Source organism: Pseudarthrobacter sp. BRE9, from assembly GCF_031844305.1.
Classification (GTDB): domain Bacteria; phylum Actinomycetota; class Actinomycetes; order Actinomycetales; family Micrococcaceae; genus Arthrobacter.
The window spans coordinates 180,286-193,682 of the sequence record NZ_JAUZUY010000006.1; the positions used below are offsets into that span (position 1 = coordinate 180,286).

Genomic DNA, 13,397 nt, shown 5'->3' on the forward strand with positions numbered 1-13,397 from the left:
AGGACCATCATGAGCAACGAAGCCACCGTTCACGCCGGGACCGCTGATACGGCCGGGACCGCGAACATCGCCTCCTACATCGACCACACCCTGCTCAAGCCCGAAGCCTCGGAAGCTGACGTGCTGAAGGTCTGTGCAGAGGCGGCCGAGTACGGGTTCAAGTCGGTTTGCGTCAACCCCATCTGGGTCAAGACCGTCACCACCGCGCTCAAGGGCTCCGGCGTCCTCACCTGCTCCGTGGTGGGCTTCCCGCTGGGAGCCACCCCCACGGATGTGAAATCGTTCGAAGCCCGCGGCGCCGTCCTGGACGGCGCGGACGAGGTGGACATGGTGATCAACATTGCCGCCGCGAGGGCCGGCGACAAGGGTGCCCTGACGGATGACATTGCCGCGGTGGCCGAAACCGTGCACGCGGGCGGGGCCATCCTCAAAGTCATCATCGAAACAGCCCTCCTCACGGATGAGCAGAAAGTACTGGCGTGCCAGGCGGCCGTGGAGGCCGGGGCGGACTTCGTGAAGACCTCCACGGGTTTCAACGGCGGCGGCGCCACGGCCGAAGACGTGGCCCTGATGCGCAGCACGGTGGGCCCCGGCCTGGGCGTCAAGGCCTCCGGCGGCGTACGGTCCCTGGCCGACGCTCAGGCTATGATTGCAGCAGGTGCAACACGAATTGGTGCCAGCTCCGGAATTGCCATCGTCAAGGGTGAACAGGGTTCAGCCGCTTACTGACCGGACCCGGAGGCGGCCGCAGATTAAGCCCCGCGGGGCCGAGGAGGAACACATGTCCAGCCAGATCAACGGTTCGAACCGGGACACGGCGTCGAACCCGGACCATGTCCGGACCCCGCAGAACGAAAACAACCTCGCCACCAGCGCCATCCTTTTCGTGGTCTGCTTCGCACTGTTCCTTGGCGCCATCTACTCGCTGTCCTTCCTCAGCCTGGGCAACCCGTGGCCGATGGCCGTCTGCCTGGTCCTGTTTGCGCTGGCGTTCTGGATCCCGCAGACCATCCTGGGACGTTCCGACTCTGCGGGCGAGCACTAAACCCGAAGCCAAACAGCGGTAAAGCAAAACGGACCGGCGGACTTTTCCGCCGGTCCGTTGCTGTTTTCTGCTGGACGCTGCTCTTTTCCGCCGGTCCGTTTGCTGTTGGTTGCCGGCACTGGTGCCTGCCGGTGAAAGGGTGCTGCCTGCTAAAACCAGAGCCTGATCCAGGCTCCCGCGGCAGCCGCCACACGCCCCCCGTGCTGTTGGGCGATGGCCCACCCGGCCATGGACATGCCCACCATGGCGTACGCGCTGACCGGGATCAGCACCAGCCATTCCCGCTTAGAACCGGCGCGCCCCAGCAGGGGCAGGGACAGGGCGCCGTTGGCCCGCCATACGTTCCGCAGCAGGGGCAGCCGCCGCAGCACCTTGGGCGGCCGGACCACCAGCGGCCACAGCAGCGGCACTCCCCCGGTGGTGATGAGGTCGCCCACGATGTGCACCACCACCCCGATCAGCATCGACGTGGGCAGCCAGGTCCACTGATCCGGCGCGAACCAGGTGACCAGCCCGGCCATGACCAGCGCGAAGATCCAGTTGGAAATGAATCCGCTCTTGGGAAAGAGCTTCAGTGCCTTGGCCGCAATGTTGATCAGGAACATGCACAGCAGCCCGGCGCCCACGGACAGGCGGCCCCAGCCGGTGTCCATGTGCACCTGCGATGCCAGCCCGGCCAGGAAAACGAAACCCGCGGCGCCCAGGACGGAGTGCGTGCCCTGCCGGTGGCCGCCGCTGGCATTCTCAATGCCGCGCGCGATCACGTTGGACAGCGGCGGCAGCGAATGGGCCACTGTGCTCGCCCGGTGGTCCCAGTCGCACACCAGGGCCGTGCCCGCGGTGGCCATGCCGCCGATGAGGATGCCGGTGGGATCCAGCGGGTACCAGCCCAGGGTGTATGGGCCGGTGGACGCAACAGCTACCCACGCCGCGGCTCCCGACGCGGCGTGGTGTCCTCCCATCACGTCTTAACCCACCGCCAATGGGGCGTCGGAGAAGATGTTCCGGATCACGCCGTTGGCCCATTCCAGGATCTCGGCGTCCTGCAGGTCCCGGCCGCCGATTTTCGCTGTCTTGGGCTTGGGGATGAGCACGGCGTCCAGGGCAGGCTTGGACTGCGAGCCCGGGTACATCCGGTTCAGGCGCATGATCTTGGATTCCGGGAGCGTGGCCGGGGAGAACTTGATGAAGTTGCCCTGCAGTGCGACGTCGGACAGGCCGGCTTCGCGGGCACCAACACGGAAGCGTGCCACTGCCACCAGGTTCTGCGCGGGCAGCGGCAGTTCTCCATAGCGGTCCACGAGTTCGGCCTGGACCTCGTCGATGGCCTCATTGGTGAGGGCCGCCGCGAGCTTCCGGTAGGCCTCCAGGCGCAGCCGTTCGCCGGGAACGTAGTCGTGCGGCAGGTGGGCGTTGACCGGCAGCTCAATCTTCATCTCCGCGGCCTTTTCTTCGGCTTCGCCCCGGAAGTCCGCCACGGCCTCGCCCACCAAACGGATGTACAGGTCGAAGCCCACCCCCTGGATGTGGCCGGACTGTTCGCCGCCCAGCAGGTTGCCGGCGCCGCGGATTTCCAGGTCCTTCATGGCCAGCTGCATACCGGCGCCGAGCTCGTTGTGCGTGGCCACCGCCTTGAGCCGCTCCAGTGCCACTTCGCCCAGCGGTTTCTCCGACGGGTAGAGGAAGTAGGCGTAGGCGCGTTCCCGGCCGCGGCCCACGCGGCCGCGGAGCTGGTGCAGCTGGGACAGGCCGTACTTGTCCGCGCCGTCCACGATCAGGGTGTTGGCGTTGGAGATGTCCAGGCCGGTTTCGATGATGGTGGTGCACACCAGCACGTCGAAGCGCTTCTCCCAAAAGTCGACGATGATCTGTTCCAGGCGGCTCTCGGACATCTTGCCGTGCGCCACCTCCACCCGTGCCTCGGGCACCAGTTCGCGGATCTTCGCTGCGGTGCGTTCGATGGTGGACACCCGGTTGTGGACCAGGAACACCTGGCCTTCGCGCATCAGCTCGCGGCGGATGGCGGCGGAGGTCTGCTTGTCCGTGTAGGGGCCCACATAGGTCAGGACAGGGTGCCGTTCCTCCGGAGGGGTGGCCAGGGTGGAGGTTTCCCGGATGCCGGTGAGGGACATCTCCAGGGTGCGCGGGATGGGGGTGGCGCTCATGGCCAGCACGTCCACGTTGGTGCGCATTTTCTTGAGCGCTTCCTTGTGCTCCACGCCGAAGCGCTGTTCCTCATCCACGATCACCAGGCCCAGGTCTTTGAACTCGAAGTCCTTGGACAGCAGGCGGTGCGTGCCGATCACCACGTCCACAGACCCGCTCTTGACGCCTTCCACCGTTTCCTTGGTTTCCTTTGTCCCCTGAAACCGGGACAGGGCCTTGACCCGCAGCGGGAACCCGGAGAACCGCTCGGTGAACGTTTCGTAGTGCTGCTGGGCCAGCAGGGTGGTGGGCACCAGCACGGCCACCTGCTTGCCGTCCTGGACGGCTTTGAAGGCCGCCCGCACCGCGATTTCCGTCTTGCCGTAGCCCACATCGCCGGAGACCAGGCGGTCCATGGGGATCTCGCGTTCCATGTCCGCCTTGACCTCGTTGATGGTGGTCAGCTGGTCCGGCGTCTCCACGTAGGGGAAGGCTTCCTCGAGCTCGCGCTGCCAGGGAGTGTCCGGGGCGAAGGCGTGCCCTCGGGAGGCCATCCGGGCCGAGTAGAGCCGGATCAGTTCGCCGGCGATTTCCTTGACGGCCTTGCGGGCCTTGGACTTGGTGCTGGCCCAGTCCGCGCCGCCCATCTTGCTCAGCACGGGCGTATCGCCGCCCACGTAGCGGGTCACCTGGTCCAGCTGGTCCGTGGGGACAAACAGCCGGTCGCCCGGGGCACCGCGCTTTGAGGGTGCGTATTCCAGCACCAGGTACTCGCGCACGCCGTCGCCACCGCCGGTGACTTTTCGCTGGATCAGCTCGACGAACTTTCCGATGCCGTGCTGTTCATGGACCACGTGGTCCCCCGCCACCAGCTGCAGGGGGTCCACGGCGTTGCGCCGCTTGGAGGGCATGCGGCGCATGTCCTTGGTGGACCCGGCCGAGGTCCGGCCCAGCAGGTCGGCTTCGGTGAGCAGGCCCAGTTTGAGGCCGTCCAGGACAAAACCACGGCCGACGGCGGCAGTGGTCACCTCGATGATGCCCGCCTGGGGTTCGTGGTCCAGGCTGTCCACCCGGGCACAGGGGATGTCGTTCTCATGGAACAGCTCGGCCAGGCGCTGGGCCGGGCCGGGACCTTCGGTGGCCACCACGATCCGCCACTGGTCCCGGACGTGGGAGCCGATGAAGTCCATCATTTCCGCCACGTCGCCCTGGTAGCCGCGCGGCTCCCGGGCATGCAGGTTCAGGACGTCGATTTCGGGGAGCAGTTCCGCGTCCTGCGCCAACGACGTGATGGACCACCAGGACACCGCGTGCTCCAGGGCGGACCCCCGCGTTTCGGCCAGCGAGCGGAAGCTCGCCGAATGAAGCGCCGCACTCGCCTGTGAGCTGAGGTCCAAAGGTGCCGCCCCGCCGTCGGACGCCGTGGACCAGGCCGCCTCGAGGAACTCCTCGTTGGTGGCGGCAAGGTCGTGGGCGCGGGTGCGCACCTTTTCCGGTTCGATCACCACGGCGATGGACTCGGCGGGCAACTGGTCCACGAACGGGACCATTGCATCCACCAGCACCGGTGCCAGGGACTCCATGCCCTCCACGGCAATGCCGCCGGCGATCTTTTCCAGCATGTCCGCCGCGGCCGGAAGCTGGGACTTCAGCGTGGCGGCGCGGGACATGACGGACGGGGTGATGAGGATTTCACGGCACGGCGGGGCGTGCAGTTCGGTGGGGTGGTGGATGCCCGGAGCGGACAGCGAGCGCTGGTCGGCCACGGCGAACCAGCGCATCTGGTCCACTTCGTCCCCGAAGAACTCCACCCTGATGGGGTGGTCCTCCGTGGGCGGGAACACGTCGATGATGCCGCCGCGGACGGCGAACTCGCCGCGGTGCGTCACCATGTCCACCCGGGCGTACGCGGCGTCGGCCAGGCTCTTCACCACGCCGGTGAACGGCTTCTCCTGGCCCACCTTCAGCGTGACGGGAACCAGGTCGCCCAGGCCGGCCACAACGGGCTGGACCACTGCGCGGACGGGCGCCACCACCACCCGGAGCTGTCCCGCCGTCGAACTTTCCGGGTGCGCAAGGCGGCGCAAGACGGACAGCCGGCGGCCCACGGTGTCCGAGCGTGGCGAAAGCCGCTCGTGCGGGAGGGTCTCCCAGCTGGGGAACTCTGCCACTGAATCCGCGGGCAGGTAGGCGCGCAGGGCTGCCGTGAGATCCTCCGCCTCCCTGCCGGTGGCGGTAACGGCCAGCACCACGCCAGGCGCCAGGCCGTCGGCCTGTTCTGCCATGGCGGCGAGCCCGTCCGCCATTTCCGCAAGAAGTACCGGACGAAGCCCCGCGGGAGCGCTGATCTGGTAGTCCTGTCCGCGGACGGCGAACCCCCGGGCGGTCTCGGCACGGACCCGGGCGAACGTCTGGTCCGGCGCCAAGGCGCGGCGCAGTCCATCCAGGGACGGGGCTGCACCGGACATTGCCGCGCTGGTTTTGCCGGCACGGGATGTGCCGGTGCGGCCCGTTCCGGCGCGGGACGTGCCTGTGCTGGCTGTGCCGGCGGCGGACTGGCCGGGAAGACTCATGGCAGAAGCTCCTGTGGTGTTCATCGAAGACAAGCAGGCAACGCGAAAACCCGAAATTCGCTGCGAATCCCGGGTACTCCCAGCCTACCGCGCAGGAACGACATGGCAGCGCGGTGCCAACGGGCCTAGGCTGGCAGGGCCGGGCGGAACTCGACCGGAGCAGCCGTCCGGACCGGCCGCGGCTCCGAACCGCTTGGGATAACGCTCCTCGGGACGAACAGGGCCAGGACGAAATCAGGACCTGGACGAAATCAGGGGCCAGGACGAACAGGAGCCAGCATGACTGCAATGAGCGCCCAGCCAACACCAAAGACTGTCCTCGTCACCGGGGCCACCGGCTACATCGGCGGCCGCCTGGTGCCCAGGCTCCTGGAAGCAGGCCACACCGTCAAGGTGCTGGTCCGCTCGCCGGACAAGATTGCCGGCGTGCCCTGGCGGGACAAAGTGGACGTGGTGGAAAGCAGCCTGGACGACGGCGACGCGCTCCGCGAAGCCCTGGCCGGCGTCGAGGTCTTCTACTACCTGGTGCACTCGATGGCCGCCGGTGCAGGATTCGAAGCGAAGGAAAAAGCGATGGCCGCCACGGCCGCGGACGCTGCAGCGGCTGCGGGGGTACGCCGGATCGTCTACCTTGGCGGCCTGCACCCCCAGGGCGTGGAGCTCTCCACCCACATGCGGTCACGGGAGGCAGTGGGCAAGGTCTTCCTGGACAGTCCGGTGGACGCCGTCGTCTTCCAGGCGGGGGTGGTGATCGGCTCCGGCTCCGCCTCCTTCGAGATGATCCGCCACCTCTCCGAAACGCTGCCCCTGATGCCGGCGCCCAGCTGGGTGCGCAACAGAATCGAAGCCATCGCGGTGCGTGACGTCCTCTACTACCTGGTCTCCGCGGCGTCGCTGGAGGGTGCCATCAACCGCACCTTCGACGTCGGCTGCCGGCAGGTGCTGACATACGCGGGGATGATGAAGGAATACGCCGCGGAAGCGGGCCTGCCCTACCGGGTGGTGCTGGCGCTGCCGGTTCCGGCGCCCAAGCTGGCAGGCATGTGGGTGGCCCTGACAACACCCATCCCGCTTTCCATGGCCGTGCCGCTGGTCCAGTCGCTGCAGCATGACGCGGTATCCAACGAGCACGACATCGACCAGTACATCCCGCAGCCCGACGGCGGCCTGACCCCCTACCGGACGGCGGTGGCCCTGGCGCTGGGCAAGGAGCGGGACGGCCAGGTGGAGACCACCTGGGCCAACGCCGGCGCGGACTCCGATCCCCTGCCCAGCGACCCCGACTGGGCCGGGCACAAGGTGTTCATCGATGAAAGGACCTTCCACGGCGATGTGGGCCCGGCCCATGTGTGGACCATCATCGAGGGCATCGGCGGGCGCAACGGCTGGTATTCGCTGCCGCTGGCCTGGCAGGTCCGGGGGTGGCTGGACAAACTCACCGGCGGGGCAGGACTGCTGCGCGGCCGCCGGCACCCCCACACCCTGGCCGCCGGCGAGGTGGTGGACTGGTGGCGGGTGGAACGGATCGACCGCGGCAGCCTGCTGCGGCTGCGGGCCGAGATGCGGGCGCCGGGAAGGGCCTGGCTGGAGCTTTCCGTGGAACCCGACGGCGCAGGCAGCCGCTACCGGCAGCGCGCCATTTTCTTCCCTAAAGGGTTGAGCGGACTGCTGTATTGGCTCGCCGTTTTGCCGTTCCACAGCCTGATCTTCCCGGCCATGGCCCGCAACATCACTACGGCCGCGCAGAAACTGTCGGATGCGGAGCCCGCGGCTGCCACCCCGTAGGATGTTGGAGGCTTAATCCGTTCCCCACGTCCCAGGAGGACCCATGGCGCTGAGCGCAACCACTACCCTTCCGCACTCCGTTGACAGCGTTACCGCTGTGCTGGTGAATGAGGATTTCCAGCGCCACATCAGCCAGCTGGTGGGCGGCAACCTGGAGTCCTTCAGCGTGGACGGTGACATCGCGGGGGCCTTCAACACCACCTCCGTGCGTACCCTGCCCACCACGCGCCTGCCCGAAATCGCCCGGAAGTTCGTGGGTGAGCACCTCAAGGTGACCCAGGTTGAAAACTGGGAAGCCCCCGCGGCGGACGGCTCCCGCCAGAGCAACATCACGCTGAAGATCGCGGGCGCTCCGGTGGACGTCACGGCCGTCCAGCGCCTGGTGGCGGACGCCGGCGGAACCCGGGTGGAGCTTGAGGGTGCGGTAAAGTCCTCCGTTCCGTTCCTGGGCGGCAAGATCGCCGAGGCCGCCGAACCCATGGTGGCCAAGGCGCTGAACCTGCAGGCCGCCCAGGCTCAGGCCTGGCTCGAAAGCCACTAACCCATGCAGCTCCCCGTCTTCGCCGCGGTGGTCCTGATCGTCGCCGGCGTCTGGTCGCTGGCGGTCTGGCCCCAGTTCCTGCGCCGCGTGATGAAGGATCCCCGGGCCCGCGATGCGGCAGGCAAGGCCACCAGGTTCCTGACCGTTCATGTGGTGCTGGTGAGCATCTCCATGGTGCTGGGTGCGGCTACGGCCCTGATTGGAATTCTGGGGCTGTTCAGCTAGGCACCGCCAGGCATCAAACCAGGCCCCGCCAGGCATTAAATCCGTCCGGCCCTCATCCCGTTGGGGAGGAGGGCCGGACGTTTTGCTGTCTTGGTTTTTGCGTTCTTAGGCTGCCTGGTTGAGCGCATCCTCGGCGGCCACCCAGGAAATCATGGCGCATTTGACCCGGGCTGCGTAACGGGCCACCCCCTCGAACGCTGCGGCATCGCCCAGCAGCTCAGGATCAGCATGAACCTTGCCGCGTGAACGCAGCACCTCCCGGAAGCTGTCGATGACTTCATGCAGTTCGGCCACGGTCATGCCTTCAGCGAGGTCGCTGAGGACGGACGCCGAGGCCATGGAGATGGAGCAGCCGGCGCCGTCCCAGGCAACCTGCGCCACTTTCCCGTCCTGGACGGCAAGCCGGAGGGTGACTTCGTCCCCACATACCGGGTTGAGCTGGTGCGACTGCCCGGTGGAGGTGCCCTGGGGTGCTTCAGTAGCGGCGAGCCCGCTGCCGTGGCGGGCCTTGGAATGGTCCAGGATGATCTGCTGGTACAGCTGGTCAAGGCTCATGATGTCAACTTTCGTCTTCTCCGCTATGCGCGGAAATAGGCCCGGACGCCGGCTACGGCTTCGAGGAAGCGGTCCACGTCGTCCGTGGTGTTGTAGAGGTAGGCGCTCGCCCGGGTCGTGGCGGTCAGTCCCAGCCGGCGGTGCAGCGGCTGGGCGCAGTGGTGTCCCACGCGGACGGCGATTCCCCGGGAGTCCAGGAACTGCCCCACGTCGTGGGCGTGGACACCTTCGACGTCGAATGCGGCAAGGCCGATCCGTTCTTTTCCGGCTGCCGGGCCCAGGACCCGGACGCCGGGGATGGATTCCAGCCCCGCCACCATGCGCTGGCCCAGTGCCGCCTCCCATGCATGGATGCGGGCCAGCCCGGTTTCCGTCAGGTAATTCGCGGCAGCCGCCATGGCCACTGCCTGGGAGATGCGCTGGGTGCCTGCCTCGAAACGCTGGGGCGCGGGCAGGTACTCGGCCCGTTCCATCGTGACGGTGGTGATCATCGACCCGCCGGTCAGGAACGGCGGGAGGATATCCAGGAGCTCCTGCCGCCCGTAAAGGACGCCAATCCCCGTGGGCGCGAGCATCTTGTGGCCGGAGAAGACCGCGACGTCCACGTCGAGTTCCTTGACGTTCAAGGGCAGGTGCGGAGCGGACTGGCAGGCATCCAAAACAACCAGGGCACCGGCTGCATGGCCAAGGGCTGCCAGTTCCTTCACCGGGTTGATGATTCCCAGGACATTGGAAGCGTGGGTGAAGGCAAGGACCTTGGTGCGTGGGCCGATGATCCCCGCAGCCTGGTCCATCCGAAGGTTGCCGTCGTCCCCGATCGGGATGTACCGGAGCGTGGCCCCGGTCCTGAAGGCCAGCTCCTGCCATGGAATCAGGTTGGCATGGTGCTCCATCTCGGTCACCACGATGTCGTCCCCCGGGCCCGGGGCCAGTTCCCCGAGCCGCTGGTCGCCACGACCTTGGGCGGCCCACAGCCCGGCATTGGACAGCGCGTAGGAGAGGAGGTTCAGTCCCTCCGTTGCGTTCGACGTCCAGATGGTTTCCTCGTAGTGGGCACCAATGAAGTCGGCGATGGTTTGCCGGGCATCTTCAAAGACTTCGGTGGCCTCCACGGCAAGGTGGTGGGCGCCCCGGTGCACGGCGGCGTTGCGCTGCTCGTAGAATTCCTGCTCCGCTTCGATGACGCTCACGGGGTTCTGGGACGTGGCCCCGGAGTCAAGATAGACCAGCGGCTGTCCGTTCACCAGCTGGTTGAGGACCGGGAAGTCATTGCGGATGCGCAGCACCTCGGCGTTGTCCATGACAGGTACAGCACGTTCCAGTGTGGCTGGCGTTGATACTACGGCCAAAACGAACTCCTTGGGCTGCCAATGTCTGACACCCAATTGTCCCACACACGGCTGTGGCGGCCGCCCGGGAGGGGCGGCCGCCACCGCTGCCCCGGGCTTCAGCCGAGGGAGCAGAGGGCCGGCGACGGCTGGGGGGAGAGTCTCGGTCTCAGAAGACTCTGACGTCGCCGGCCCCGTCTTGACCCGGCCCCTGGGGACCGGAAGTTGAGAGGGGCTCAATGTCCTGATCGGCTGCTCAGCGGCTTCGGGCCTCCGCTTTGCTTTGCCTCCTTAAGTAAATCCCGTGGGGCCCTTCCGTACACGAGTAGGGTGTACTCGAATCCCGGCGGGCGCACTACCGGGACGGCACTCGAGCGCACCATCCGGTCCGGGGTGAGTTGCGCACAGGAGCGCGACGGCGGCCCGCAGCGGGTTTCCGGGGGCCGTTTCGGGGCCGTCTCCCGGGGCAGGACGCGCTGGGAGGGGCCCGCTGGGCAGCCCGACGGCGGACGGAAGCACAGCGTCGGGGCAGCGGTGCGGCAAAGGCGTGAAGGCCAGGGGCTACTTAGGCAGGGCCGCTTCCAGCTCATCGCGGCTGCGGACCCCGAGCTTGACGTAGGTGCGGTACAGGTGGCCTTCCACAGTCCGGACGGAGACCATGAGCCGCTGCGCGATCTCGCGGTCCGTCAGGCCCTGCACAGCCAGTTCGACGATGTCCTGCTCCCGCCTGGTGAGGCGCACGGTGGGCGCCGCAGCGATGAAGCGTCCTTCGCGGAACCGCTCACCCAGTTCGTGGTCGCACTTTTCGCGCTGGGCAACCGCCTGCCGGGACCTGCGGCGTTCCCCCGCCTGATCCAGTACGGTGCTGGCGCGGGCGTAGGCTTCACGGGCCAGGTTGACGAAGCCTGCCTCCTCCAGCGAGGCAGCCGTTGCCATCAGGGCGTCGCCGTCGGCGTTTTCCCATTCCGTGGCCAGGGTCAGCAGCGCCTCTGCCCAGCGGCCTTCCACGTCCTTGGCGGTTGCCTGCACAATGGGGATCACCGAGGGGTCCCCGAGGTCCCAGCACACGGCGAGGATCTCAAGGAAGTTCCCGGTCCGGGCGGAGGCCTCGGTGGTTGTCATCAGCGTCTGCAGCGCGGCCAGGCCCTTGCCGTCACGGACCAGGTATTCGGCGGCCGCCGCCACGTAGGCTTCGGCGAGGAGATCGTGCGCGGGCCACCCGGCGTCGGCATCCTTGTGATCCTGTTCCAGCCGCTGTGCCTGTTCGGTGTCCCCAAGCCGGGCCGCCGCGTAGAAGCCAAGCGCCGCCCCGAAACGGTACAGCTGCAAGGGGTCGTTGAGCCGCAGCGCTTCGACGGCGGGCAGCAGGACCTGATAAGCGCGTTCCATCCGCCCCTGCCGGAGCAGCGAGTAGCCCCGCAGCAACTGGAGGCTCCCGTTGAAGGTGGCGGCACCAGGCGCATGTCCGGCGGCGTAATGGTTGATCTCCTGCTCTGCGGACTCCCACTCACCCATCGCCAGGTAGTCGGAGACGAGCCTTCCGAGCACGAGCTCAGGGAAGAAGAACAGGCTGCCTTCGAGCGGGGGAAGTTCCGATGCCGCCAGCAGCGCGGCCTCCAAACCCCGGACGGGGCGTCCCGCCGACGCGAGGGCGTGGGCCAGGAGCCCCTCAGCCACGGCGCGGAGCGGTTCTCCGGCTTCTGCCGGGTGGCGCTTCCGCATCGCGTCCACTTCGTCGTTCAATGCCTGGAATTTCACCTCGGCGCCAAGGTGGAGCAGGTGCAGGAGCTCTTCCTGCCAGCTCCTTTCGCCGTCACCGGAAAGTGCCCCGTGCTTTTCGACTTCCTCCGCTATCATCCCCAGTGGATGGCCCACCGCCTGGTGGGCCATAACGCGGAGCAGCAGGACGGCCGGTCCCTGGGGGTCTTCAGCGAGGGGGAGCCAGCACTCGTCAAGGAGGGCAGCGGCTTCCGGATACGCGGCCTCGTTATACAGCGCCCGCGCCTGGATGGCCTGGGCCAGCGGAACCATGGCGGGATCGTGGATGCGGGCGGCAATGGACCGTGCGCTGTCGTTTCGGAACCTCAACAGAGCCTCTTTGGCCGCTGCCAGCATCTCGTCGTCACTGACCCGGACGCCGCATTCCAGGGCCCACTCCACGGCCCGCAACCGGCCCTCCCCCTGCAGCTGGGTGGGGTCCTGGTGGGCCTTGACCTTTTCCAGCAGCTGGAGGCTGCGGGAGACCGACACGGTGTTCCTGATGGCGCCGGCAAAGAGCCCGTTCCAGATGGAAAGCTCGGCCGGGACGCCGGGCGCCTCGACGATGATCTGCTGGTCCAGCAGGGACCGGACCACTGTTGCCCCGCTGATGTCTTCAATGACCTTCCTGCCGACCGGTCCGGCAAGGGCGATGAGCTTCAGGGCTTCCTGCTCCTCAGTCCGGCGCCGGAGATGGTCTTTGGTGACCACGCCGGCCAGCCGGACCCCGTCCGAAGGCAGCGCGCCCAGCAGCATCCAGATTCCGTTGCGCTTGGCCAGGACGCCGGCTTCAGCGGCGTCGTGCAGCAGGGCGTCGAGGATCCGGGGGTTGCCGCTTGATGCGTTCCATATGGAGTCAACTGTTGCGGCGGGTACGGTCCCGTCAAGGACGTGGGCGAGGACCTCTTCAACTTGTTCCCGGTTAAGGGGCCGAAGGTCCACCCGTTCGGCAAGGCCGTCATACCAGAGTTGGTCCAGCGGCTGCGGCAGGCCGGGCCGTGGCCTGGCGGCAGCGAGCACCGTTGCCCATCCGGCCGAAATCACTTCGGCCAGCACCCCTGCCGATGCCTCATCCAAGTGGTGGGCATCGTCCACTGCCAGCAGGACTGCTCCCCCGTTGCCGGCCTTAAGCTTCTCGAAGTATGACCACATGGAACGCAGCACCGCGACGGGCGAGACGGACTCCTCGGCAGTAAGTTCCCCGGTATACGGCGTGAGGACACCGAAGGGCACCCCGGCCAGGGCCGAACTGGCGTGGATGCGCAGGATTTTCATGTTCCCGGCAAGGCGCTCGGTCACGGCGTCAGTGACTGCCGACTTTCCAATGCCAGGGCCGGCCATGATGAACACCGCCCGGTGGGTTCCGTTCCGGACCATGGTGCAGATGCGGTCCACCGGCTCCCGTCGGCCGGTCAGGAGCCGGTGCGCCGTTGCCGGCTTGT

At 67.4% G+C, this 13,397-nt stretch carries 10 protein-coding genes; 5 read left to right on the plus strand and 5 right to left on the minus strand.

The features are described 5' to 3' along the window. The first annotated feature begins 9 nt into the window (after positions 1–9). Both deoC and Q9R31_RS13145 read left to right on the plus strand, forming a co-directional pair. Positions 10–729 carry a deoxyribose-phosphate aldolase gene (deoC, locus tag Q9R31_RS13140; protein ID WP_311263168.1) on the plus strand — a complete coding sequence of 240 codons (720 nt, stop codon included), beginning with the start codon at positions 10–12 and terminating at the stop codon, positions 727–729. 52 nt (positions 730–781) lie between these two features. Then, entirely contained in the window at positions 782–1,045 is a 264-nt protein-coding gene (locus Q9R31_RS13145; protein WP_311263169.1) for a hypothetical protein, read from the plus strand. 149 nt (positions 1,046–1,194) lie between these two features. Here Q9R31_RS13145 and Q9R31_RS13150 read toward each other — a convergent pair whose 3' ends face one another. Next, positions 1,195–2,007 carry a metal-dependent hydrolase gene (locus Q9R31_RS13150; RefSeq protein ID WP_311263170.1) on the minus strand — a complete coding sequence of 271 codons (813 nt, stop codon included), beginning with the start codon at positions 2,005–2,007 and terminating at the stop codon, positions 1,195–1,197. Between the two features lie 6 nt (positions 2,008–2,013). Beyond that, positions 2,014–5,658, minus strand: coding sequence for a transcription-repair coupling factor (gene mfd / locus Q9R31_RS13155; protein WP_311263233.1), 3,645 nt, complete (start codon positions 5,656–5,658; stop codon positions 2,014–2,016). Positions 5,659–6,042: 384 nt separating this feature from the next. Here mfd and Q9R31_RS13160 point away from each other — a divergent pair, with 384 nt between their 5' ends. Genes Q9R31_RS13160 through Q9R31_RS13170 form a run of 3 tightly spaced genes read left to right on the plus strand, consistent with a single transcriptional unit; the run spans position 6,043 to position 8,314 of the window. Beyond that, the gene (locus Q9R31_RS13160; protein WP_311263171.1) at positions 6,043–7,548 is read left to right on the plus strand and encodes an SDR family oxidoreductase; all 1,506 of its coding nucleotides are present in this window, start codon (positions 6,043–6,045) and stop codon (positions 7,546–7,548) included. 43 nt (positions 7,549–7,591) lie between these two features. Then, positions 7,592–8,089, plus strand: coding sequence for a DUF2505 domain-containing protein (locus Q9R31_RS13165; RefSeq protein ID WP_311263172.1), 498 nt, complete (start codon positions 7,592–7,594; stop codon positions 8,087–8,089). Positions 8,090–8,092: 3 nt separating this feature from the next. Next, positions 8,093–8,314 (plus strand): SCO4848 family membrane protein, encoded by a 222-nt coding sequence (locus Q9R31_RS13170; protein WP_311263173.1) that lies wholly within the window; start codon positions 8,093–8,095, stop codon positions 8,312–8,314. Between the two features lie 105 nt (positions 8,315–8,419). On the opposite strand, the gene sufU is transcribed toward Q9R31_RS13170, so the two are convergent. The 3 genes from sufU to Q9R31_RS13185 form a co-directional block, all read right to left on the minus strand. Then, positions 8,420–8,869 carry a Fe-S cluster assembly sulfur transfer protein SufU gene (gene sufU, locus Q9R31_RS13175; RefSeq protein ID WP_142030681.1) on the minus strand — a complete coding sequence of 150 codons (450 nt, stop codon included), beginning with the start codon at positions 8,867–8,869 and terminating at the stop codon, positions 8,420–8,422. A 23-nt stretch (positions 8,870–8,892) separates the two neighbouring features. Then, a complete protein-coding gene (locus Q9R31_RS13180; RefSeq protein WP_311263174.1) occupies positions 8,893–10,218 on the minus strand; it encodes a SufS family cysteine desulfurase in 1,326 nt (441 codons plus the stop codon). A gap of 540 nt (positions 10,219–10,758) precedes the next feature. Next, positions 10,759–13,332, minus strand: a complete 2,574-nt coding sequence (locus Q9R31_RS13185; RefSeq protein WP_311263175.1) for a helix-turn-helix transcriptional regulator — start codon at positions 13,330–13,332, stop codon at positions 10,759–10,761. Between the last annotated feature and the right edge of the window lie 65 nt (positions 13,333–13,397).